The organism is Natrinema thermotolerans (assembly GCF_031165565.1).
Taxonomy (GTDB): Archaea; Halobacteriota; Halobacteria; order Halobacteriales; family Natrialbaceae; genus Natrinema; species Natrinema thermotolerans.
The window spans coordinates 935,805-958,618 of record NZ_CP101873.1 but is presented as its reverse complement, the minus strand read 5'-3'; the positions used below and the strand labels follow the sequence as shown (position 1 = coordinate 958,618).

Below are 22,814 nucleotides of genomic sequence, written 5' to 3'. Positions count from 1 at the left end.
GGTACGTATTTTTGATCCAGTCCGCTTCGACAACGTACAATGAGTGCGGAGTTTACCGTCGACGTTCCCGTTCGCTATCGCGATCTCGACCCGCTGAATCACGTCAATCACGCCGTCTACGCCAGCTACCTCGAGGCGGCCCGGACCGACTACCTCAGAGACGTCGCCGAACTGCACTCCGAGGACATCTCCTTCGTCATCGCGAACCTCGAGATCTCCTACGAGCGGCCGATCAGAATGGGCGACGAGCCGACGGTCGCGCTGTCGGTCTCGCGACTGGGTGAGACGAGTTGTACGATGCGCTACGAGATCCGGGTCGACGGCGATATCGCGGCGACCGCCGAGACGACCATCGTCCACGTCGATCCCGAGACGGAGCGACCGAGCCCCATCCCGGACGGGATCGCCGACCGGATCCGGGCGTACGAAGGGCTCGAGGCCGCAGCGTAATCGGCGACTCTGCGTCGCGCTCGAGCCAGCCGCTGGCGTCGGTCCGAACGAAGCAGTCCGGCGACCGGAACTCTCAGGGGTTGCAATCGCACGGGTACGGTTTTCCGTTCGGGTGTGGCCGAGTCCGATACGGGTTCGATGACGCGACTCGCCGATCACCGTCACTCGGGACAGGACCGCGATGGAACTGCTGTCGACGAGCCGCGTCCGGCTCGAGGAGGACCGAACCGTGGGTGACGGATCACAGTCTCGCGGTCGGGTCCGGTCGGATATCGCCCGCGTTCGAGTGGGGATCACGCGGACCCGGCTCCGTGCGCTCTTCGCCGTGTTGCTTCTCGCCTCGGCAGTCGTCGTCGCCAGCGCGGCGTCGGGGGGCCTCTCGACAGGGTCCGCCGACGCCGTCCCAGAGGCCCCGCCGACGGAGAACCACACGGTCGTCACCGAGTCGGGACGGGCGGGGACGATCACCGCCTACGCACCCGACGGTGAGGTCGTCTACTACAACAATTCGCGGACGAAGTACTTCGACGTCGACCCCGTCGAGGGCGATCCACTGACCGTCGAGTACACCGCGACCGACACGATCCACACGGCCGGGCCGACCTGCGGCGACCCGCCGTGTGCCCGCAACGTCATCGAGCGGGCGAACCTCACCACCGGCGAGGTCGAGGTCGTCTACGAACGGTACGACTACGCGGAGAACGCCGGCGAGTGGCACGACGCCGATCGCATCGACGAGAACCACGTCGTCGTCGCCGACATCATCGCGGATCAGGTCTTCGTCGTCGACACCGAGACGGAGATCGTCGAGTGGCTCTGGGACGCCCAGAGCGCGTTCGACCTCGAGAGCGGCCACTCCTTCCCCAACGACTGGGCCCACATCAACGACGTCGAGTACGTCGAGGACGGTCGGATGGCGGGCCGGATCATGGTCAGCGTCCGCAATCAGGACCAGGTCGTCTTCCTCGACCGGGACGAGGGCTTGCTCGAGGACTGGACGCTGGGCAGCGAGAACGAGTACGATATCCTCCACGAGCAGCACAACCCCGACTACATTCCCGAGCATCGGGGCGGCCCCGCGATCGTCGTCGCGGACTCGGAAAACGGCCGCGTTCAGGAGTTTCAGCGCGAGAACGGCGCGTGGACCCGGACCTGGCAGTGGGAAGATGACCGGATGCAGTGGCCCCGTGATGCCGACCGACTGCCCAACGGCAACACGCTGATCACCGATACCCACGGCAATCGCGTCCTGGAAGTCAACGAGAGCGGCGCGATCGTCTGGCAGGTCGAATCGACATTGGCCTACGACGCCGAACGCCTCGAGACGGGAGCCGAGAGCGCCGGCGGACACAGCGCCCGGTCGCTCGGGCTCGAGTCACGGACGGCCGCCGGCGGCGGTAACGGGGAGCCCGGGTTCCGACCGCTCGAGTCCCTCGGCAGTCTCGTCGAGTCGGTCCTCCCACACCGGGTCACCAACGCGTTGCTCTTCGTCACCCCGGTCTGGGTCGGCAAGACCGAGGCCGTCGCCATCGCCGGCGGCGTCCTGACGGGATTTTGCTGGGCCGCGCTCGAGGCCCGGTGGCGACTCCGTGACGCCGGGATCGGATTCAGATCCCCTGTCGCTCGCGACCGCGAGTGACCGTCGCGGCCGTCAGCGGCGGCCATTGCCGTCCGCCCGACCCGAGGGTGCGACTTCGGTCCGACTCTCGACGCGACTCGAGTGCGGGACGCCGTGTCGGAACGGGAGCCACGTCCAGAGGACGCGGCCGGCGATCGCACAGAGCGCGGTGGCAAGCAGCAGCGAGCAGAAGTACCACGGCTTGGACTGGACTACCGCGAGCCCCCGCGTCGATGCGGGCACGACGCCGATCGCCAGCAGGTAGAACCCGGTGAGGGCGGCCAGCGACGACCGGTGATGGCCGTGCCAGTAGAGCAAGCCGACGAGAACTCCCGAAAGCAGTCCGAGCTGTCCCGAATGCAGTTCCGGGATCGTATTAAAGATCGACGAGAGGACGTTTGCAACGGTCGCCATAGGTGACCGTTCTCGAGCGGGAGGCTATGCGTTTGCCTGCACGTCGACAGTCTCTATGAGGCATCCCCTCTTGTGGCTCGCCTACGCTACCCGACCGCCGGTCAGCCGAACGACGCCGAACAGGTGGGTTTCGTCCGCGACGGCGACCGCCCGCTCCCGGAGTCGCTCGTGGGCAGCGTCGATCTTCGCGTCGAGGCGCAGGTGAGGCGAGTCGTCGTAGCGCAGCCGCGTCGTCGGCGGCGTCGAGAGGACGACGATCGCCCGGAAGACGGCGTTGACCGGCGGGGCGTACCACTCGTCGCTCCGGGCGGCGTTCGCGAGGACGACGTGCCCCCCGGGCCCGACCAGCCCACACCAGTCGTCGACCGCGCCTGCCGGGTCCGCGAGCATACCGACGACGAACGTGGCGAGGACGGCGTCGACGCCACCGGCCGCGACGGCCTCGCCGACCGCACTATCGGCGCCGTTCGAGACCGACCGCGCCGCCTCGAGCCCGACCGGCGGCTCGGTCGCGTCCCCCTGCAGGACGTGGACGTTGTCATACTCGGCGGTGGCGGCGCGTGCCCGCTCGAGGACCGGTCGGGTGAAATCGATCCCGATCACGGTCCCCTCGGAACCCACCTGTTCGCGCAGATGGGGGAGGTTCGCGCCGGTGCCACAGCCCATCTCGACGACGGTGTCGCCGGGCTCGAGGCGGCAGGCAGCGGCCGCTCGTCGCCGGAGACGGGCGATCCCCGGCGTCTCGCGTGCGATCAGGTCGTAGAGGCGGGCCCAGCGGCCGTAGAACTCCTGTGCGGATTCGGACATCGTGGACGCTCAGACCAGCGATCGGATCGTGTCCGCGACCGACTCCGCGTCCGATCCGAGGACGTAGATCAGCGGCTCGATCCCCATCCCGCCGGTCTGGTAGAGGACGGTCGCTTCGGGTTCCTCCTCGATCGCCGCGCCGACGCTCGAGGCCACGTCGCCGGATTCGTCGAACTCGGCGGCGACGTGGCCCCGCTGGGCCAACTCATCGATCAGTTCCGGATCGTACGTGACGTTGATTCCGGCCGCGACGGCGGCCCCGTGGCGGCGGGCGGCCAGCAGCACGCGCGCGACGTGTTCTGAGACGCCGAACTCGGGGTCGGCGGGGACGGTCGCCCGCCCCTTCACGTCGAAGATCCGGCCCGGGACGCCGGCCACGTCGTCGACTCCTTCGGCGTCGGGCGTACAGGCGACGAGGTTCGAGCCGACCGCGGGGATCAGCCCGGTAAAGCCGCTCGTCGTCTCGAGGACCCGCAGCCCCCGGCGCAGCGAGGAGAGGACCCGCTCGCTCGAGCGCAGTTCGCTCTCGGGGTCGTGGACCCGAAAGCTCGAGCCGTGGTCGGCCAGTTCCGGGACGGCCTCTTCGTGGAGTTGCGCGAGGAGGTCGCCGCCGCTCTCCAGCTCGCGGATCAGGACCTCGAGTTCGATCAGAGCCTGGACCGGAGAGGTTTCGCCGCCGGCCAGCCCGCTGCCGAGTTCGTCGACGAGGGACTGGACGCGCTCGTCGTCGGCGATACGGTCGTTGACGGTCACGTCGCCGTGGGCGTACTTCGAGACGGCGCTCTGGCTGATGCCGAGGACCGCGGCCACCTCGCTCTGGGTGAGTCCGCGATCGCGGAGATCGCCGGCAAGCAGCGAGCGGACGGTGGGCAGAAACTCGTCCACGACGATTTCTTCGACGAATTGCATTCGTTGCTCGAGGCTATGACCGGCGCGGGGATAACTTGTGGGTCCTGCGGGACGGTGGGCCGGTCGGTCAGAACAGTACTGGGACCAGCATCGCCGCGAACTCGTAGGAGAAGACGTGATTGAGCAGGGCGTAAGTGACGACGCCCAGGAAGAGGCTCAGGATCCACGCGGCGGCGGCGATCCGCCCGATTCGGGCGTGGGCCGTTCGCCGGAGTTCCGCGGGCGTGTGGGTCAACCCGAGGATCAGGGCGTAGAGGACCACGGGGACCGAGACGATCGAGAGGATGATGTGGATCGCGAGCATGATGAGGTAGGGGTAGTAGACGAGGTCGGGACCGACGAACTCCTTGGTCCCGCCGCCGCCGACCTTCAGCAGGTAGACGACCAGAAAGCCCAGGATCAGGACGAACCCGGAGACCATCGCCAGCCGGTGTTTCTCGACCTCGCCGTTGCGGATCCAGTACCACCCGAGCGTCAGGACGACGGTCGCGGTCGTGTTGATCCCCGCGATGACGTGCGAGAGCAGGTTGACCTGTGCGTTCGTCAGGTCGGGGTAGATCGGCACGTCCAGCAGGAAAGTCCCGAGGACCAGCGCGTAGCCGACGATGGTCAGGACGATCGTCGCGCCCTTCGGCCGCTCCCGGAGTCGCCGTCTCGCGTCAGCGGTTGCCATTGCCGGACGTTAGGAGTACCACCCTTTCACCCTTGCTGTTCCAGCAGACCGCGTCCGAAACGCAACGTCGGTCGCTCGAGTCGGCCGAGCCGTCTCTCGCCCGTCTACTCGTCCGCCATCGCACCGGTTTCAGTCACGCTCGAACGGCAGCCGGCTGCGCCGCTCGCGGACCAGCGGTCGCAGTTCGAAGCGGGAGCGCTCGGTGTCACCGGCCCCGCCACTCGAGCGGCCGGAGGCCGGTGTTGTGGGCGCGGAGAAAGCCACTGTTCCGAGACGCCGATCAGGGTCCGGCGGGCCGTTCAGTCGGCCGGCTCGACCGCCTCCTCGAGCGTGACCAGCCCGTCCCGATCGACGGTCACGTCGTAGCCACAGAACCGAAACGAGACGGTGCCGCTCGGTCGGCCCCTGCCGTCCGACCGGGCAGCGAAGAGTCCGTCGAGCGCCGTCGGATCGACGACGGCATGCAGCGGTTCGTACGCCGGCGGGGCGAGCCCCTCCGGTTGGACGCCTTCGGCCTCGGCGACGGCTTCGATCACCGCCTGACTCGGCGGCCGGTTCGACGGTTCGCCAACGGTATCGCCACCCTCCACCATCGTGTCCGGGGCTTCCGATGCCGATGGAATAAAACTACCTCTCGATCGCCGGGCCACCCACTCACTGCGGTCCGACCACTGGGCGGCTGACCGTCGTCGCTGCCCCGATCACTCGATGCGGATCGCGGGTTTGCCCGGCCGGGCCTTGGCCGCGAGGTCGTCGTCGGCGTCGGCCTGTCGAACGGCGACGGTCGCGCCGAACTCGTCGGTGACGAGCCAGTCGGCGCGCTCGAGGACGGCCAGTTCGCGGTCGGCCGGCAGCACGTCCTCGCCGTCCCCGCCGTCGCGGCCCGTGAGTCGGCCGACGAACGCCGCGACCTGATCCCGGTCGGCGTCGATCTCGAGCGCGCCGTGGTCGAAGAGTCGGTCGACGATTTCGTCGACGTCGATCCCGTCGCCGGCGGCGTCGGCGACCAGTTCGGCGGCCCGGTACTTCCAGTCGGCGGCGACGACGAGTTCGATCCGGTCGGGCTCGTCGATGTCGGCGACGTCGACGATGTCCCGGACGTCCTCGAGGGTGCGATCGACGAGCTGGCGCTCGCGCTGGTAGGCCGCGACGTTGCCGTCGGGTTCGGGCCAGTCGGCCTCGACGACCAGCCCCTCGCCGCGGAGCTTGTTCCAACACTCCTCGCCGAGGTGGGGAGCCATCGGCGCGATCAGCGCGGCCAGGGTCAGCAGGCCGCGTCGGTGGACCGCGCCGTTGGGACGGTCGTACTCGCGGTAGCGCCGGAGCAGTCGGGCGAGTTCCCGAATCTCGGTGGCGGCCCGATGGAATCGGAATCGTTCGTACTCCTCGGTCGCCGCCGCGATGGTTCGGTCGATCTCCCGTGACACGTAGTCGTCGTGGGCCCGACGCTCAATGCGAGTGTCGCCCTCGTCGACGAAGTCCGCGGCCATCCCGTAGAGGGTCTGCTGGAGGTCGTAGGCCCCGCGGACGTTGTTGGCGGTCCACTCGAAGTCCTGTTCGGGGTGGGCTGCCGAGAGGACGAACAGCCGGGTCGTCTCCGCGCCGTACTCCTCGGGGACGACGACGTTGCCTTTCGAACTGGACATCTTCTCGCCGTCGTACAGGACCGTCCCCTGACTCTTGAGTTCCCGAATCGGTTCCCGTTCCTCGAGCAGTCCGAGATCGGCAAGCGCCTTCGTGAAAAAGCGGGTGTAGAGCAGGTGCAAGACGGCGTGTTCGTCGCCGCCGACGTAGACGTCGACGGGGAGCCAGTCGTCGGCGCGGTCGACGTCGAAGGGCGCGTCCGCGAGGTCGGGCGAGAGGAATCGCAGGTAGTACCACGAGGAGTCGACGAAGGTGTCCATCGTGTCGGTCTCGCGCTCGGCCGGCGCGCCGCAGTCCGGACACGTCGTCTGCTTCCACTCCTCGGCGGCGTCCAGGGGGTTGCCGGTCGTCCGGACGAACTCGGGGAGTTCGACCGGGAGTTCGTCCTCGGGCACCGTGACGGGGCCGCAGTCGTCGCAGTGAACGATCGGGATCGGCGTCCCCCAGTAGCGCTGCCGGGAGATTAGCCAATCGCGCAGCCGGTAGGTGACGTCGGCCTCGAGGGCGTCGTTCTCCGCGACGATCCGCTCGCGGGCGGCCTCGCTCTCCATGCCGTCGTACTCGCCGCTTCCCTCGAGGACGCCCTCGCCGGTGTAGGCCTTGGTTTCGACATCGACATCGGCGTCCGCGGGCCGGATCACGCGCTCGATCGGCAGGCCGTGTTCGCGGGCGAACTCGTGGTCGCGCTCGTTGTGTGCGGGGACGCCCATCACGGCCCCGGTCCCGACGTCCTCGAGGACGTAGCTGGCGACGTAGACCGGCAGTTCGTCGCCGGTCAGGGGGTGGACGGCGGTCGCGTCGGTCTCGACGCCGTCGAACCCGACCTCGTCGGGGTCACGGGTGCGGGCGGTGTCGACGTACTCGGCGACGGCGTCGTCGGTCTCGGCCAGCTCCCGGGTGAGGTCGTGGCCGGGCGAGACCGCGAGGTAGGTCGCACCGTGGATCGTTTCGGGGCGGGTGCTGAACACGTCGACGGTGCCGGCGTTACTAGCGTCACCGCGGTCGTCGTCGCCGCCTCCGTCGCGGGACACGTCGAACGTGATCCGGGCCCCTTCCTGTCGGCCGATCCAGTTTCGCTGGATCTCGCGGACCCCCTCGGGCCAGCCCTCGAGGTCGTCGAGCCCCTCGTGGAGTTCCTCGGCGTAGTCGGTGATCGTGAAGAACCACTGGTCGAGTTCCCGCCGACCGACGGGCGTCTCACAACGCCAGCAGACCCGATCACCGTCGGTTTCGCTGACCTGCGCGTCGGCCAGCACCGTTTCGCAGTCCGGACACCAGTTGACCGCCGCCGCCTCGTACTCGACGAGGTCCTCCTCGTAGAAGCGTTCGAACAGCCACTGGTTCCACCGATAGTAGTCGGGCTCGCAGGTGGTGATCTCGCGCGACCAGTCGTAGCCAAAGCCCATCGTCTCGAGTTCCTCGCGCATGCGCCGGATGCAGGCCTCGGTCCACGAGCGGGGGTCGGTCTTGCGCTCGAAGGCGGCGTTCTCCGCGGGGAGGCCGAACGCGTCCCACCCCATCGGGTGGAGGACGTCGTCGCCGCACATTCGCCGATAGCGGGCGTAGGCGTCCGTGATCGCGTAGTTGCGGACGTGTCCCATGTGAAGCGTCCCCGACGTGTAGGGGAACATCCCGAGGACGTACGTCGGGTCGACGGCGTCGTCGTCGAGTTCGTAGACGTCGTCGCGTTCCCAGACGTACTGCCAAAACTCCTGCACCTGCGCGTGATCGTAATGACTCGTCATGGTCGGCGAGATCCGTTGATTCCCACTGGGTGGGCCGCCCATATCATTGTTCGGCCGTGCCGCCGGTCCGTGGGTCCGGCACCCCGCGGGGCCGACGGGTTCTTGCTGATCGGCGATCGAACGCGATCCGCCGTACACCTGTCGAACAGGCCGTTTATCAGGATCTGTTACATATGTTTGGCCATGACAGAGGTGGACGATGCGAACCGGCGGACTCGAGCGGACCGATCGCGGATCGACAGGCGAACCGTCCTGCGGACGGCCGGTGTGGGGCTCGTCGGGACGGCGGCGTATTCGTCGGTGGCGAGCGCCGCGGTTCGAACACGCCGGGCGACGATTCAAGAGACCAGCGAGAGCGAAGAGGAGGGACCGGTCTCGGGCGAGCCCGACGAGCCGAGCGACGACGATCGGGTCCGCTGGGCGTTCGACACTGGGCGGGACGTCCGCTCCTCGCCGACGGTCGTCGACGGGACCGCCTACGCCGTCAGCGGGGACGGCGTCCTGTACACGATCGACGCCGAATCGGGCGAGCAGGAGTGGACGTTCGACACCGGTGTCGTCCGGTCCGGCGGCGACGTGCTGTATCCGACGCCGGCGGTCGTGGACGGCACGGTCTACGTCGGCAGCGACGAGGCGAGTACCGTCTACGCGATCGACGCGGCCTCCGGCGAGCAGCGCTGGAGCTACGAGGCCGGCTCGAAGGTCCTCTCCTCGCCGTCGGTCGTGGACGGCACGGTCTACGTCGGCTGTAACGACGCCACCGTCTACGCCCTGACGGCGGACGGCGGCGACGAGGTCTGGATGTACGAGGCCGAGCGGCCGATTTCGGCGTCGCCGACGGTCGTCGACGGGACGGTCTACGTCGGTAGCTGGGACGGCTACGTCTACGCCCTGACGGCGGCCGGCGGCGACGAAGTCTGGCGGTACGAGGTCACCAGCTCCGTGGTCTCGTCCGCGACGGTGGCCGAGGAAACGGTCTACGTCGGGGGAGCCGATACCCGGGTCCACGCGATCGACGCGAACGCGGGCGAGGAGCGCTGGACGTTCGACACAGGTGGCGTCGTCGGATCGACGCCGACGGTCGCCGACGGCACGGTCTACGTCGGCAGTGACGACGGGACCGTCTACGCGCTCGGCGCGGACTCGGGCGAGACGGCGTGGACCCACGAGACAGACGGCGAGGTCCGATCATCGCCGACGGTCGCCGACGATACCGTCCTCGTCGGTAGCGACGACGGGACCGTCTACGCGCTCGCGGCCGACTCCGGGGACGAGCGCTGGGCCTACGAGACCGACGATCGCGTCGACTCGTCGCCGACGGTCGTCGACGGGACGGTCTACGTTGGCGGCTGGGACGGCCACGTCTACGCCCTCGAGGCCGGCCTCGAGGGCTCGAGCGACGGTTCCCGCGTGCTGCTGGGAACGCTCGGTCACCACGGCGATCTCGAGTGGGGGACCGGCGGCGGGGCGGACGGCGGTGGCGGAACGGGCGGTTCCGACGATGGCGTCCCCGGTTTCGGTATCGGGGCCGGGCTCGCCGGCGTCGGCGGGGCGGCGTCGCTGCTCGCGCGACGACTCGAGCGAACGGCCGGGGACTGAGTGTCGACCGGAGCGCTGGCCCGTCTCGCTCGCTCTCGACCGGACCCGTCCACAGCCGTGACGGTCCGCGCGACCGACCGACGCGGAGCCCCTTCTGTCGGGCCGTCGTAGACGCTCGCATGCCATCGACCGCACTCGTGACCGGCTGTTCGTCCGGGATCGGCTACGAAACCGCCCGCGCCCTGCTGGACGAGGGGTGGCGCGTCTACGCGACCGCCCGCGATCGCGACCGGCCGGGCCTCGAGCGACTGGCGGACCGCGGGGCCGACATCGCGGCGCTCGATCTCACCGAACCCGAGGCGCCCAAGCGCGTCGTCTCGCGGATCCGCGAGGAGGCCGGCGGCGTCGACTGTCTGGTTAACAACGCGGGCTACGGGCAGTTCGGGCCCGTCGAGGACGTGCCGACGCGCCTGCTCGAGCGCCAGTTCGCGGTCCACTGTTTCGGGCCCCACCGACTGATCCGCGCGGTGTTGCCGGGCATGCGCGAACGGGGTCGCGGCCGGATCGTGAACGTGACCAGCGCCGCGGACCGGCTCGCACTGGCGGGCATCGGCGGTTACACGGCCTCGAAGTGGGCGCTGGCGAGTCTCAGCGACGCGCTTCGACAGGAGTTGTCGGAGACCGAGATCGCGGTCGTCGTCGTCCAGCCGGGGATCGTCGCGACGCCGTTCTACGACCGCGCGCTGGCGGCCGTCGAGGACGCGGCTGCGAGCGCGGAGTCGCCGCGACCCGGCGCCGACGGGGCGACCCCCGATCGCGACCCCACGACCGCGGCGCGCAGGAACGTGACCGTCGTCGGATCGGACGGGAACACCGACCTCTATCGGGTCCTCGAGCGGCTCCGAGCCGTCGAAGGCGGCGGGCCGTTCGTCAACGAGCCCGAGCGGGTCGCCGAGACGGTCCGAGAGGCCGCGACCGCTCGAACTCCCGACACGCACCACCGCGTCGGACCGGTCCCGCTGCTGGGCTCGCTGTACGGCACCCTCGTCCCCGCGACGATCCGGGACCGACTCACTCGACTCGGGATCCGCCTCGCCGCGAGCGAACCCGTGCTGGACTTGCTCGAGCGCCGGACGCCCGCCGCCGCGTCGGATCGGTATCCGCGCGGTGATCGATGACGCGGCCGGGTCGTCGTCTCGAATCGTCGGAGACTGAGGAAAACCTATGTGTCGCGGGCCTGACTTGGGAAGGGACACAGCACCGGAGCCGCCCGATCGCTATCGGCTCCTCGCGTCCCGCCGGCCCGCCCGGCCCGCGAGCTGTCCACACAGCTATGCAGTCGCCACACGTTCGCGCCGTTCACGGCCCGTTCTCGAGCGCCTTCCTCGAGCGGCGGCTCCCGGAGACCGACGAGTGGGCCGCGATCGACGACGCCGACTGCCGCGAGACGTTCGACGAACTGCGCCGCTGTTGGGATCGGGTCCGTGACTCGGCGGCGACCGACGCCATCGAGGAGCGATTCGTTCGCCCGGCGTTCCGGACTCTTGGACTGTCGGTCGTCCCGGTCGAGTCGACCGGGCCACCGAGAAGTCGGCCGGATTACGCGGTTCTGGCGGGCGACGCCGGGGCCGAGCGCACGGCACGAACCGACCGTCCAGATCGTGACGATTCGAACGCGGCCGCGAGCGAGGTCCCGGACGCGGCCGTCGCGATCGCCGACGTCAGGTCGTGGGGCCGAGCCCTCGACGGGCGCGGGGCCGCGGGGGACGATCGGCCCGCCGAGAACCCCAGTCACAGGCTCCACGTTGCCGTACAGGAGAACGACGTTCGCTGGGGCATCCTGACGAACGGCCGGCGATGGCGGCTCTACGACGCCTCGACCAGCGGCCGGCTGGATTCGTACTACGAATTCGACCTTTCCGCGATCCTCGAGGCCGGCGACCGTGAGGCTTTCAGGTACTTTTACTGTTTCTTCCGTCGCGAGGCCGTCAGTCCCGACGCCGACGGCGACTGTTTCCTCGATCGCGCCGCCGAACGGTCGGCCGCCCACGCGCAGACGCTCCGAGACGACCTCCGAGTGAACGTCGCCGAGGCCGTCGCCGTTGTCGCCGACGGCTTTCTCGCGTCGCCCGACACCGACCTCGAGCGGGACACGCTCGACGAGAGCGACCGCGACCTCCTCTTCGAGGCCTCCCTCACCGCCGTCTATCGGCTGCTGATCGGCGCGGTGGTCGAGCGGGAACGGACGCGCTCGAGCGCGACCGACCGGTCCGACGGCGGCGGACTGCGGTCGTGCATGCGCTCGATCGCGCTCGGCCCCGACGAGTCAAACGAGTCTGACGATGTCGACGGGACCGACGCTTGGGCGCGCCTCGAGGATCGGCTCGAACGGTCGGCCGGCGTCTCCAGCAGTCGGTCCGTCGACGAGCGCTCGAGCCCCGCATTGCGCTTTCTCGCCGCGCACGGCGTCGGCGACGACAGCCTGTCGCACGCGCTCGAATTGCTCGCCCGACGGGACGGGGACGGACGGCTCGTGTTCGTCCCCACGTCGCTCGACGTCCGCGACCTCGGACGCGTTTACGAACGGTTGCTCGAGGCGCGCCTCGAGGTCGCCGACGAACCGCTCGCGCTGATTGACGGCGAGTACGTCCCGGCCGACGGGGGCCCCGTCGCCGTCGACCGGGGGAAGCCGTATCTCGCCGCCGACGGGAGTCACCGGAAGACCTCGGGCTCGTACTACACGCCGCCGTCCATGGTCGAGTACATCGTCGATCGGATCGTCGGGCCGCTCCTGTCCGAGATCCGCGCCGACCTCACCGATCACGACCCCGAGACGGACGCGCCGGTCGCGGACCGGGTCGCCGACCGCGTGTTCGATCTCGCCGTCCTCGACCCCGCGATGGGCAGCGGCCGCTTCCTGACCGCGGTCGTCGACGCGCTCACCCGGGACCTGGTCGCCGCACAGGAACGACAGGCCCGCGAGCGTGGACTCGAGTCCCTCGCCTCCGAGCGCGACGCCGACTGGGCCCGCCGACGGGTCGTCCAGCACTGCGTCTACGGGGTCGATCGCCGCCCCCTCGCGGTGGAACTGGCGACCGCGTCGCTCCGGCTCCGGACGCTGACCGCCGACCGGCCGCCCGTGGCCCTCAGTGGTCATTTCCGGGCCGGGAACACATTGGTCGGCAGCGACCGCGACCCGCTCGGAACGACGGCGACGGGACGGGACGATCCGATCGATTGGACCGAGGCATCCGTCGACCTCTCGTCTCTCGTTCGGGATCGCATCGCCCTCGAGGCCGACCCGCCAGCCGCTCCCGCGGAACTGGCGGCCGGCGTCCGCTCGTTTGAACGCGATCCCCACTGCCGGCGACTCGAGGCGGTCGCGAACGTTCGGACCGCCCGCGCGTTCGGCCTCGAGTCGGCCCCCGACGACGCGGTCGATCGGCTGCTGGCCGCGCTCGACGGCGACGGGGACGAAGCGTGGGATCACCTCGCACGGACCGACTGGTTCACCGCTGCACAGCGGACAGCCGCGGCCAACGGCTTCCTCCACTGGCGGCTGGCGTTTCCCGAACGGTTCTACGACCCGGCCGGCCGCCCGCTCGAAGCGGGCGGCTTCGACGCGGTCGTCGGCAACCCGCCCTGGGTCGCGACCGCGGGCCGGGCCGACATCAGCGCGTCGCTCGAGCCCGCGCTCCGCTCGTACCTCGCGGACGCGTTCGTCACGACCGAGAACCAGTTCGACCTCTACGTCGCCTGCTACGAGCGGGCGGTCCGCCTGTCGACGGACGGGCGCGTCGGATTCGTCGTCCCCGACTCGATCCTCACCCGCGAGGGCAACGCGCCACTCAGGGCGTTTCTCCTGACGAACGCCCCGCCGTCGACGATCGTCCGCGTCGGCGCGGCGTTCGACGGCGTCGAAACGGGCGCGGCGATCGTCGTCAGCGGCGGCGATACCTCCAGCGACGGCGACGTCACGGTCGACTGTGCCGATACGACCGACGTCGGTGACCTCGACGCGCTGTCCTACAAATCGATCCCCGCCTCGGTCTTCGAGTCTCAGGACGCCGCCCGGTTTCGCATCTATCTGGACGCCGAGACGCGACGCGTGCTGTCGACGCTCGAGGAACGGCCGGCTCTGGGGTCGTTCATCGACATCTCCCGCGGCGAAGAGATCGGCAAGCGCGCCGATTCCCTCGCCGACAGCCCGGGGGCAAACCGCCGCCCGATCGCGCCTGGCGCGGCGATCCGCCGGTATGGACTCGACGCGGACGAACTCCGATACGTCGACCCGGCCGACGTGGCGAAAGCCGAGCGACAGTACGAGAGCCCAAAACTCCTCCTCCGACAGACCGGCGACGCCCTCGTCGCCGCCTACGACGCCGACGGCCTCGCCACGATCAAGTCGGTATACAACGTCCGTCTCGAGTCGGGATCGGCGGCCGAACTGAAACACCTGCTCGGCGTCCTGAACTCGTCGGTACTCGCCTTCTATCACCACTACAAACACGCCGCCTATCGTGCCGTCTTCCCCCAGCTCAACCAGTCCACCGTCGAGTCGTTGCCCGTCCCGATGGCCGACGCTCCCGATCCGGAACTCGTCGCAGCCGTCGACGAACGGCGCTCGCTGACCGCCGAGCGATCCACCCTCTCGCTGGCGCTTCCCGACTACCTCGGCGACTACCGAGATGGTCCGTCGGTCGACGATCTCCCCATCGTCCGTCGAGCTGACGGCGTAGCGACGACGCCCCTCGTGGCGACGACGACCGATCGTCCGACCCTGAAACTCGGCTCCGTCGCCGTCGACGACGGCACGACGTTCCGACTCTCGGCGACCGTCCGGTACAAGCCCGACGACGCTGCCGTCGATACCGACCGCTGGGGATACGCTGAAACCGATCCCATCCCTGCACTCGAGGTCACCGATCCCGACGACGACCGGGCGGCGCTGCTCGCGGCGTTCGTCCCCCACGCGGTCTCGGCGGGCGACGGGGCCGCGGGTTGCAGACGCGACGCGACGAAGACGATCTCCCCGCTCGACCGACTCGAGTCGCTGGCCCTGCCCCGACTCGAGGACGTCGCCGACGGACTCGCGGCCTATCGTGAGGCACGGGAGCGTGTGGCGGCGTTGGACGCACGACTCGAGACCCTCGACCGACGGATCGACGAGCGAGTCAGTGCGTTGTACGGCCTCTCGGCGACCGAACGCGAGACCGTACGACGCGAGTTCGGCAGCGAGTGAGCCGCGTTCGGAATCCGCGATCGCGACGACTCGAGATCGAAGCCGTTCGAACAATTGATCGCTGGTCGATTGCGACGCAACGAGAGGTCTTCGCGCTGTATTACTCTCCGACTCGAGGCAATTGAATCGGTGAGCGATCGCGTCTCGTTCCGGGCGTCTCTCGGCGGTACGATTCAGGCGCGTTCGGGGAAGCGTCGCTCGAGCGTCGTTCCCTGATCACGGCGGAAAATTTCGAGTGGACTCGCCGGGCGGGCAACTGAAATCCTCGGCCATGGTCAATCGCAGTACTGCGGGGGTGTCGGAGCGTGACCCGATACTGTCCACACTGCGGTGGTCAGATGATCACCGAGACCACGACCGGCGGCCTCCCCCGTCGCGTTTGTGAGAATGGTCCACACGATCTACAGGAGGTGGCTCGAGGCCGATGAGTACCTTCCCGAAACCCACTGATGGGAAGCCTATCGACTTCCTCGAGGAACGCGACGGTGAGACAGAGTCGTGGGCTCGAGCGGACCCACGCGAGGCGCTGATCGAATCGTTCGGACGGTTCGGCTACAAGGTCACGCTCAGAGATGGCGAGAGCGTCCACTACTGTGCGCTCGGTCTCGAGGACGGCGAGTACCTCGGTCGGTGCGACTGCAAGGGCTGGGAGTACCACGACGGCCCGTGCGCCCATCTCTGCACGCTTCGGAAGGCCGACTTCCTCGAGTTGATCGACGTGGCGTCGACCGACGGCAGTCCCGACGACGAACACAAGATGCGCCACGCAACCAACGAGGCGCTCGAGGGCGAACCCCACGACGGGCCGATCGAACGATCACGCAACTACGAGCGGGAGATGGAGGGTCGCGCATGACGCGCACGCACACCCGCGCGATAGCCTCCTCCGTAGGCATCCCCACCCCCCTTGCATACGAACTGTCGATCCCGACGCCGTCTGCGTATTCACGGGATATGCAAATCGGGGTGAACCGCTGATGGGACGGATGGATCACGACCCCTCGAGTCGCGTGTCGTTCGGTTGCCCCGACGACCTGCTCGAGACGCTCGACGAGATCGCCGACCGCGAGGATATGAACCGAAGCGAGAAGCTTCGCGAGCTGGTCCAGAAAGAAGTCGAGGCGAAGGGTGATCTCGACGCTCCCCAGCCGGTCCTTCCCGACGACGAACGACTCGCCGAGGCGTACCGCATCCTCCACGAGCGGGCGTCGGCTCCGCACAAGGACAAGCGCCGGGTCAAACTCGAGATGGCCAAGAACAAGCTCTACGACAACACCACGCCCAAGAGCGCCGTCCCCGACGAGATCATCAAGCCCCTCGAGAGCGAGGGCTACGTCTCGGTGTGGGCGGGCAACCAGCACGTCTGGGTGATCGTCCCGCCGATGCGCTACACCGACGGTGAGGATACCGTCGAGCCAGGAGAGAAAGCAGTCGCGTAAGCGGTCCTCTGTCTTCTTTTCGAGACCGATCGTACGGTCGTCCTCGAGTGCTATTCGATCATCCCATCTTTACCCCGACAGAGGCATCAAGACCGTTCGTTACCTCCGATTCCTCGAAGACGAGGACGACCTCGGCCCGGGTCGAGTCGATAACCGTCCGCCGGTACTGATACCAGACGTAGTCGAGCCCGCTGTAGTCCTCAGCCTCGACGAGCAGGGCGAAGTTCTCGTACTCGTTCCGGAGGAGATTAATCTTGAACTCTCCGTTGTCGTCGACCTCTCCAGCGGTCGGGAGGCCGTCCTGAGCGATGACCCACTTCGCGTTGGTGATCCGCTCACCCTCCGGGTTGATCGCCACGCCGTCAACCAGTCGGAAGTACGCGCTCGGGATGTACGCGGCCGTCGGGAACTCCATACCGGCAGAGACTCCGCTGAAGTCGTTGTCCGACTTCGAAGCGGTTGCGGTGGCTTCCGGTTCTATCCCTCCAATATCGTGGTCAGGACGCACGTACTGGCCTACTCGATGCTCGAGGTTGTGGTCGGTCGTCGCTGCTTGGCCTTCGATCGCGGTCCCGCCTCGAGCGACCATGCTCCGACTCGAGAGTGAGACGTTCCCCGGTCGGGCGATCGTCGTCGAGCGAGTCGTATCGCCTTTGCTGCCGAACCCGTCCGAATCGGTCTGTGCAGTGGTCGTCGAGTACGTTGTCATCTATTCGTACCGGAGACCGGCGGTGATCGTCGTGCTGGTTCCGGCCCCGGACTGGCGAACGACCCGGTAGGTTTCCCCGTCGTGGTCGATCGTGTCGCCATGGGCACCACCCTCGTTGATGTCGTTGCCGATGATCGCCTTGAGGTAGGCGACCGGGACGCTGTTGTTCGAGGTTTGGTACATGACCCCCCGGCGGAAGAAGTACGTATCGTCCCCGCTGTCGGGGTTGACCATGCACCATGCGGGATTGTCGAATCCGGAGGCCTTGTACGGGTAACTCGGGTCCGTTTCATTGTGCCCGTACATCGTTTTCCAACTCGAGAGGGCCGTCTGGTTTCCGTGATTGACGCTTGACTGTGCGTAGGCCGCGAACGGGTCGTTGCCGTCGGCCCAGAACTTGCTGTTGACGTACTCGAAGGAGTAGTAGCCAGCTCGGCCGTTTGTGCCGTCTTCAGTGTTCCACGCGCCGAAGTTGATCCAGTTGTTCGTCACCGAGCCGAAGTACGTGACCTCGGTCGACTGGAGGACATCGACACCGTGGTTCCCTTCGAGGATGTAGACCTGCGTCGAGCCGCTTGCGTTGCCGTACGCGTAGTCGTGGTTTCCGGTACCGTAGTCGGTGGTCGTGAACGATGCTCCCGCGTGGTTACCGACATCGCCACTCCACGGGTCGGCCGATCGAACGTCGGTACTTCCTGCCGGAACGTTGTTCTCGGTATCCCAGTCGGTGGAGTGAACGATTCGGATGCCACCAGCGTGACGCGAATTGTAGTCGTCGTCCTCGTGGGCGTATTCGGACGTTTGCAGGAACAGCCCGACGAAGATCCCACTCGAAGAGTGCTGTAAGACCCGTCCGTTATCGACGTAGTTGGTCGAACTGCCGTCGTTGGTAATAGCGGAGTCCGCGTCTGACCACTCGCTGAGGCTGGTTGCTGCCGATGCGATTGCGTCGATGAGATCCGGGAGCGTTCCCGTCGTTTCTGCGATTGTCGTCATTTGTATGCTTTGACCTTCACAGTCGTGTCGTTCGTGTCTTCACTCTGCTTCCGAATCCACGCGCTCGAGGCTCCGAGGCCGCCCTCTGGCGCTGCGTGGTAGGGAGCGTCACCGGGCTCGAGGGGGATCTTCCGATAGTCGCCCTCTGACCGGAACGCGACGTAGATCGGCTCATCGTATCCCCAGACAGTGACCGAGGTCGCCGGATACCCCCAGTTGAGTCGATTCTCGTCGATCGAGTCGACCACCAGCGGGTTCTCCGTGACGAAGTACGCCGCCTCCTGGCTGTCCTCGGACTCGGGGTTGAGCGCCTCGACCGCATTCTCCCCCCGATGCTCGAGCAGGAGCGCGAGGAGCAGTCGCTCGGTGTCGCTCTCGACGAGGTCCTCGCCCCAGGAAGAGGCACCGACGCCGTAGTCCTCGAGGACGCGTTCGATGGGGCTGTTCGGGCCCACTGTCGAGGAGCCGATCACGATGCATCCCCCTCCTGTTCGCCGCCGTCGGTCGCGACCGTCCGCACGTCGCGTCGGAGATCGCGCACCGCGGCCGTGTGTTCCTGGATCGCCTCGAGCCAGTTGCCCCGCTCCTCGCGGCGTTGGTCGCGTTCTTTCAGGTAGAGGCGGTACATGAGCAGGAACGCGACGGTCGGGAAGCCGAAGTTGTTGAGCAAGGCGGTGGGCTCCATCGCTAGATCAGCCCTCCGGTGAGGTTGCCCACGGCGTCGCCGGCACCGTCGACGAAGTTCCCGCCAGCGTCGGTCGCGCCGTCGACGAAGTTTCCACCGGCGTCGGTTGCACCGTCGATGAGGTTGTCGCCGGTATCGGTCGCGCCGTCGACCATGTCACCGCCGGCGTCGGCCGCGTCGTCACCGGCACCCATCAGACCGCCGAAGAGGTTGCCGCCGGCATCGGTGACCCCATCGAAGGTGTCGCCAATCGCATCGCCGACGCCGTCCGCCGCATCGGTCGAGCCGCCCCAGACATCGCCCAGGACATCACCACCGAAGTCACTCGCGCCGTCTGCGAGGTCGGTCGCGCCGCCCCACACGTCGCCGATCGCGCCACCGATTCCGCCGGCTGCGTCGGTCGAGCCACCCCAGATATCGCCGATCGCACCGCCGACACCGGCTGCGGCGTCGCCGGCTCCACCGGCGGCGTTGGTCGTCCCGCCGATGATGTTGCCGAGCGTGTCGCCGATCCCGTCGGCGGTCTGGCCGGGCCCGCGCATCATCTGCATCCAGCGATAGACGACGTAGCCGACGATCGCGATGCCGACGATCATCGCGATGTTGAACCCGCGGCTGTTCTTGGCGGCGTCGCTGAAGTTGTCGGAGACGTTGCTCACGGCCTCCGCAGCGGGTTCGGCGGCATCGCCGGCCTTGTCGGCCGCCTCGCCGGCGGCCAGGGCCGCTGCAGGTCCCGGCATCTAGCTCACCTCCATGTCGATACTGTCGGTGGGGCCCGTCACGAGCCCCTGCGTGTGTCCGTTCATGATCGAATCGTGACGAACACCAGCAGCACCGCCTGCAGCGCGAGCAGACCGATCATGATGTCGTCCTGCGTCCACTGCGTGCCGTAGACGAGTCGCGCCGTCGGGCTCTCCGGCGGCTGCTGGGGTTGATTTTGGTTCGCCGGCCTCGAGGTCGTGGTCGCAGTCGCTTCGGACGACGTGGTCGTCACCGCTACCTCTCCGGGTCCGGTTCCTTCGGAAAGACCGCCCTGCACGGGGGATCACCCCCGAACTCCGATCATGTCCTGCTTGACCGCCGCGCCCAGCCCGTCGATACGGGCCTCGGTCTGGAACCGCGGTAGCGACAGCAGGGCGTTGCGCGCTCGAGGGGTCCCGTTGGCTCGTTCGGGAGCCTCGAAGGCGACCTTGTACGGCGCGTCGACGACGACCTGCAGCCGGAACTTCCGCGGCAGGTACGGCTGCAGCGGCGTCCGGTCGAAGCCGAACCGAATCTCCTGCTGGGCCTGGTCTCGAGTGTGCAGGATCGCCGTCTGTGCCTCCTTGAGCGTCTGATTGACCTTGCCGCCCGCTCCGGGTGCGGTCTTCCGGATCTCGACCGCCGCCGGATCGCGGGGAACGTAGAAGACGTCGAGGTCGGTGTCGGTCCCGCTCGACGTGTAGTCGAACGAGTTGGCGTCGTAGTCGACGCTGTCCGGATCGACGACCGCACCGTCTTCGTAGAGGACGAACGACTCGGTGGTCGGGCACTCGATCAGGTTGTGATCGAGTTCGAACGTCTCCTGATCGTCTGCCGTCCCGTTGGTCGTTCGATGTTCGTGGGCCGGGAGGACGACCCGCAGTTCGCTGTTGGGATCGTCGCGGAGTTGGAGCGGTCGACCGAGCTGGATCTCAGCGACGACGCTCGCCTCGCCGGGAGTAGCCGCCTGGGTCTCGAACTCGCGGAGGGAGATGCTGCCGGGAATCCAGTTTGCCGACTTGAGCTTGTGTTTGACCGCCATTACTCGAGGTCCACCTCCGCAAGCGCGGCTTCCTCGAAGTAGATCTCACTCTGGGCGTGATCGATCGGTTCGGAGGAATCGACGAGGATGTACGCTTCGTCGATGTCCCGCACCTCGAGCTTCTCGCCCTTGAGCTGGTGCTTGATGGCGTCGACCTTGCGGTCGTCCTGCTGATCCGAGACGGAGTTTTTGATGTAGCTCGCAATCGTCGACTTCGGGTCGGAGACGACCTGAATGCTCTCGTCTGTCGGAGCCTGGTAGCCGAGCGCGATGCGAGTGTTTGCGGGGAGCGGGTTGCCGTCGGCGTCGCGAAGCTTCGCGTAGATCGGGACGCCGACCTTGCTCCCCATGTCGACGGCGTTGCGGATGAGAACGCCCACGCCGTCCTTGGGGTTGATCGACAGCACCGGAGTCAGCTGGTCGGTGACGTTCGTCTTCGTCTCGACGTACTTGCTCGAGTCGCCGAGGGCGGCGTAGAGTGAGAGGCTCATTTACGCCAGCACCTCGTTGATCATGCCCTGGGCGTTGAAGCGCTCGGCAGCCTCGCGGACGACGAACGCGCCCGAACCGAGAGTGAACGCGCGCTTGTTGACGACCATCTCGCCCAGCGCCATCCCGCCGATACCGAAGATTTCCGACGGGAGCATCGTGCCAGTTGCCGTGTCGACGAGGTACGGAGCGAGGTAGCCGCCCGCGACCATGCCGACATCCATCCACACGTCGCTGTCAGTCAGGGCCTGCGTGGCCTGATCGAAGTTCATCGCCATGCAGTTCGGATCAACCGGTCGAATTCGGATATATGAGCGCGTCAGGACCGCAGTCAGTCGACGTAGCTGGTGGCGGTCTGCGGTGATCCGAAGTCAACCGCTGTCGCAAGCGGACCCCTTCTCCAAAACTCCCGTCTCGTATTTTGCGTAGGGCCGTCCCAGGCACCAGTAATCAAATCGGTTTAAGAGCGATATGATTAACAGGCCGGAGTTCGTGGTATAGTCAAATGCGGACTCGAGACCTTCCGGAAGAGGCACCCGGGCACTATCGCGAGTCTCATCCACATCCGTACTACATTCCCGACAAGCTCCCCCTCTCGACACGGATCGATGTCGACGACGAACTCACGGAACGGATCGCCGATGCGTCCTTTCAGCTCGGCCGAATCGACGGTATCAGTCCGACCGTCGATTTCTCGCCGGTCCTCTACACGTCTCTCGTCCGACTCGAGGCCGTCGAGACCGCCGAAATAGAAGGGGCCGATGTCGACGTGGACGAGGTATACGCCCATCACACTCGGACCAGCAGAGACGAGTCCGTCGACGTGAGTCGGGACTTGCAGGAGGTCTTGAACGCCGAACGCGCCCTTCAGAAAGGATTCAACGCGATCAAACAAGGCGAGCCGATAACGCTCGATCTCTTCCAGTCGCTCCACGAGTTGCTCCTCGAAAACGTGCGGAACGAAGGTGAGGTCGTCGGAGACTGGCGGACGACCGATGTCCACCTCCCCTCTCCGTACGCCAGTCAACCGCCGTTCGTTCCCCCGCCGCACGGATCAGTGCCCGAGCTGATGGACTCGCTGGAGACGTATATCCAGATGGGCGGCCAATATCACCCGCTCGTCGATCTGGCGATTACGCACTATCAGTTCGAGACGATCCACCCCTGTGAGGACGGGAACGGCCGGCTCGGCCGCATTCTCATCGTCTTACAGCTCTGTGCTGAAGGCTATCTGAGCGAGCCGTATCTCTATCCGAGCGCCTACTTCAACCGCAACAAACAGGAGTACGTCGAGAAGATGCGCGCTGTGAGCGAAACCGGGGACTGGCGGGACTGGATCACGTTCTTCCTCAAAGGGATCGAGGTACAGGCGCGGGACTCATACGAGCGGACACAGCGGCTGATGGAACTTCGGCGCGACTACGAGCAGCGGTATCCACACCAGAAAACGAGTCATCGCCTTGCGCGCGGCGTCTTCGATATGCCGTACTTCACTGCCAACGATGTCCAAGACGAGTTCGATGTCAGTCGACAAACCGCGTACAACGCCATCGAGGAGTTAGTCTCCGACGGCGTTCTCGTCGAGGCGACCGGCAAACAACGGAATCAAGAGTACAAAGCGATCGATATCTTCGACATCCTCGAGAGGCGGCCTGATAACTAGTTCGGAGAT

23 protein-coding genes are annotated in these 22,814 nt (G+C 67.2%); 8 read left to right on the top strand and 15 right to left on the bottom strand.

Annotation, left to right across the window (positions count from 1 at the left end; all coding sequences use genetic code 11):
• The first annotated feature begins 39 nt into the window (after positions 1 to 39).
• Positions 40 to 450 carry an acyl-CoA thioesterase gene (locus NP511_RS04960; RefSeq protein ID WP_049964667.1) on the top strand — a complete coding sequence of 137 codons (411 nt, stop codon included), beginning with the start codon at positions 40 to 42 and terminating at the stop codon, positions 448 to 450.
• A gap of 181 nt (positions 451 to 631) precedes the next feature.
• On the top strand, positions 632 to 2,089 hold the full coding sequence (locus NP511_RS04955; RefSeq protein WP_233274308.1) for an arylsulfotransferase family protein: 1,458 nt from the start codon (positions 632 to 634) through the stop codon (positions 2,087 to 2,089).
• 12 nt (positions 2,090 to 2,101) lie between these two features.
• On the opposite strand, the gene NP511_RS04950 is transcribed toward NP511_RS04955, so the two are convergent.
• The 6 genes from NP511_RS04950 to leuS all read right to left on the bottom strand — a co-directional run bounded on the left by NP511_RS04950 (position 2,102) and on the right by leuS (position 8,260).
• On the bottom strand, positions 2,102 to 2,482 hold the full coding sequence (locus NP511_RS04950; protein WP_049964666.1) for a hypothetical protein: 381 nt from the start codon (positions 2,480 to 2,482) through the stop codon (positions 2,102 to 2,104).
• An 81-nt stretch (positions 2,483 to 2,563) separates the two neighbouring features.
• Positions 2,564 to 3,289 (bottom strand): class I SAM-dependent methyltransferase, encoded by a 726-nt coding sequence (locus tag NP511_RS04945; RefSeq protein WP_049964665.1) that lies wholly within the window; start codon positions 3,287 to 3,289, stop codon positions 2,564 to 2,566.
• A 9-nt stretch (positions 3,290 to 3,298) separates the two neighbouring features.
• On the bottom strand, positions 3,299 to 4,198 hold the full coding sequence (locus NP511_RS04940) for a thiamine-phosphate synthase family protein (RefSeq protein ID WP_049964664.1): 900 nt from the start codon (positions 4,196 to 4,198) through the stop codon (positions 3,299 to 3,301).
• Between the two features lie 67 nt (positions 4,199 to 4,265).
• A complete protein-coding gene (locus NP511_RS04935) occupies positions 4,266 to 4,871 on the bottom strand; it encodes a DUF420 domain-containing protein (RefSeq protein WP_006649219.1) in 606 nt (201 codons plus the stop codon).
• A 299-nt stretch (positions 4,872 to 5,170) separates the two neighbouring features.
• Positions 5,171 to 5,464 (bottom strand): DdfA family disk-determining factor, encoded by a 294-nt coding sequence (gene ddfA, locus NP511_RS04930; RefSeq protein ID WP_049964663.1) that lies wholly within the window; start codon positions 5,462 to 5,464, stop codon positions 5,171 to 5,173.
• Between the two features lie 108 nt (positions 5,465 to 5,572).
• Positions 5,573 to 8,260, bottom strand: coding sequence for a leucine--tRNA ligase (gene leuS / locus NP511_RS04925; RefSeq protein WP_049964662.1), 2,688 nt, complete (start codon positions 8,258 to 8,260; stop codon positions 5,573 to 5,575).
• Between the two features lie 183 nt (positions 8,261 to 8,443).
• Between leuS and NP511_RS04920 the strand changes: the two genes are divergently transcribed.
• The 5 genes from NP511_RS04920 to NP511_RS04900 all read left to right on the top strand — a co-directional run bounded on the left by NP511_RS04920 (position 8,444) and on the right by NP511_RS04900 (position 16,480).
• Positions 8,444 to 9,859, top strand: a complete 1,416-nt coding sequence (locus tag NP511_RS04920) for an outer membrane protein assembly factor BamB family protein (RefSeq protein ID WP_049964661.1) — start codon at positions 8,444 to 8,446, stop codon at positions 9,857 to 9,859.
• 119 nt (positions 9,860 to 9,978) lie between these two features.
• A complete protein-coding gene (locus NP511_RS04915) occupies positions 9,979 to 10,977 on the top strand; it encodes an SDR family oxidoreductase (RefSeq protein ID WP_049964660.1) in 999 nt (332 codons plus the stop codon).
• A gap of 155 nt (positions 10,978 to 11,132) precedes the next feature.
• Positions 11,133 to 15,041: an Eco57I restriction-modification methylase domain-containing protein gene (locus tag NP511_RS04910; RefSeq protein WP_049964659.1), complete on the top strand. Its 3,909-nt coding sequence runs from the start codon at positions 11,133 to 11,135 to the stop codon at positions 15,039 to 15,041.
• A 424-nt stretch (positions 15,042 to 15,465) separates the two neighbouring features.
• Positions 15,466 to 15,897, top strand: coding sequence for an SWIM zinc finger family protein (locus tag NP511_RS04905; RefSeq protein WP_049964658.1), 432 nt, complete (start codon positions 15,466 to 15,468; stop codon positions 15,895 to 15,897).
• A 121-nt stretch (positions 15,898 to 16,018) separates the two neighbouring features.
• On the top strand, positions 16,019 to 16,480 hold the full coding sequence (locus NP511_RS04900; RefSeq protein WP_211249089.1) for a ribbon-helix-helix domain-containing protein: 462 nt from the start codon (positions 16,019 to 16,021) through the stop codon (positions 16,478 to 16,480).
• Between the two features lie 58 nt (positions 16,481 to 16,538).
• Here NP511_RS04900 and NP511_RS04895 read toward each other — a convergent pair whose 3' ends face one another.
• The 9 genes from NP511_RS04895 to NP511_RS04855 form a co-directional block, all read right to left on the bottom strand.
• Entirely contained in the window at positions 16,539 to 17,189 is a 651-nt protein-coding gene (locus NP511_RS04895; protein ID WP_049964656.1) for a hypothetical protein, read from the bottom strand.
• Positions 17,190 to 18,185 (bottom strand): hypothetical protein, encoded by a 996-nt coding sequence (locus NP511_RS04890; protein ID WP_049964655.1) that lies wholly within the window; start codon positions 18,183 to 18,185, stop codon positions 17,190 to 17,192.
• Complete coding sequence (locus NP511_RS04885) at positions 18,182 to 18,658, bottom strand: hypothetical protein (protein ID WP_049964654.1); 477 nt, start codon at positions 18,656 to 18,658, stop codon at positions 18,182 to 18,184. Before NP511_RS04885 ends, NP511_RS04890 begins: the two co-directional genes overlap by 4 nt.
• Entirely contained in the window at positions 18,655 to 18,870 is a 216-nt protein-coding gene (locus NP511_RS04880; RefSeq protein WP_049964653.1) for a hypothetical protein, read from the bottom strand. Before NP511_RS04880 ends, NP511_RS04885 begins: the two co-directional genes overlap by 4 nt.
• Positions 18,871 to 18,872: 2 nt before the next feature.
• Complete coding sequence (locus tag NP511_RS04875; RefSeq protein ID WP_049964652.1) at positions 18,873 to 19,610, bottom strand: hypothetical protein; 738 nt, start codon at positions 19,608 to 19,610, stop codon at positions 18,873 to 18,875.
• Positions 19,611 to 19,672: 62 nt separating this feature from the next.
• Positions 19,673 to 19,909 (bottom strand): hypothetical protein, encoded by a 237-nt coding sequence (locus NP511_RS04870; RefSeq protein WP_049964651.1) that lies wholly within the window; start codon positions 19,907 to 19,909, stop codon positions 19,673 to 19,675.
• Positions 19,910 to 19,915: 6 nt separating this feature from the next.
• On the bottom strand, positions 19,916 to 20,653 hold the full coding sequence (locus NP511_RS04865) for a hypothetical protein (protein WP_049964650.1): 738 nt from the start codon (positions 20,651 to 20,653) through the stop codon (positions 19,916 to 19,918).
• Positions 20,653 to 21,144 (bottom strand): hypothetical protein, encoded by a 492-nt coding sequence (locus NP511_RS04860; protein WP_049964649.1) that lies wholly within the window; start codon positions 21,142 to 21,144, stop codon positions 20,653 to 20,655. Before NP511_RS04860 ends, NP511_RS04865 begins: the two co-directional genes overlap by 1 nt.
• Positions 21,145 to 21,420 (bottom strand): hypothetical protein, encoded by a 276-nt coding sequence (locus NP511_RS04855; protein ID WP_006432817.1) that lies wholly within the window; start codon positions 21,418 to 21,420, stop codon positions 21,145 to 21,147.
• 227 nt (positions 21,421 to 21,647) lie between these two features.
• On the opposite strand from NP511_RS04855, the gene NP511_RS04850 reads away from it, so the two are divergent.
• Positions 21,648 to 22,805, top strand: a complete 1,158-nt coding sequence (locus tag NP511_RS04850) for a Fic family protein (protein WP_049964648.1) — start codon at positions 21,648 to 21,650, stop codon at positions 22,803 to 22,805.
• Positions 22,806 to 22,814: the final 9 nt, after the last annotated feature.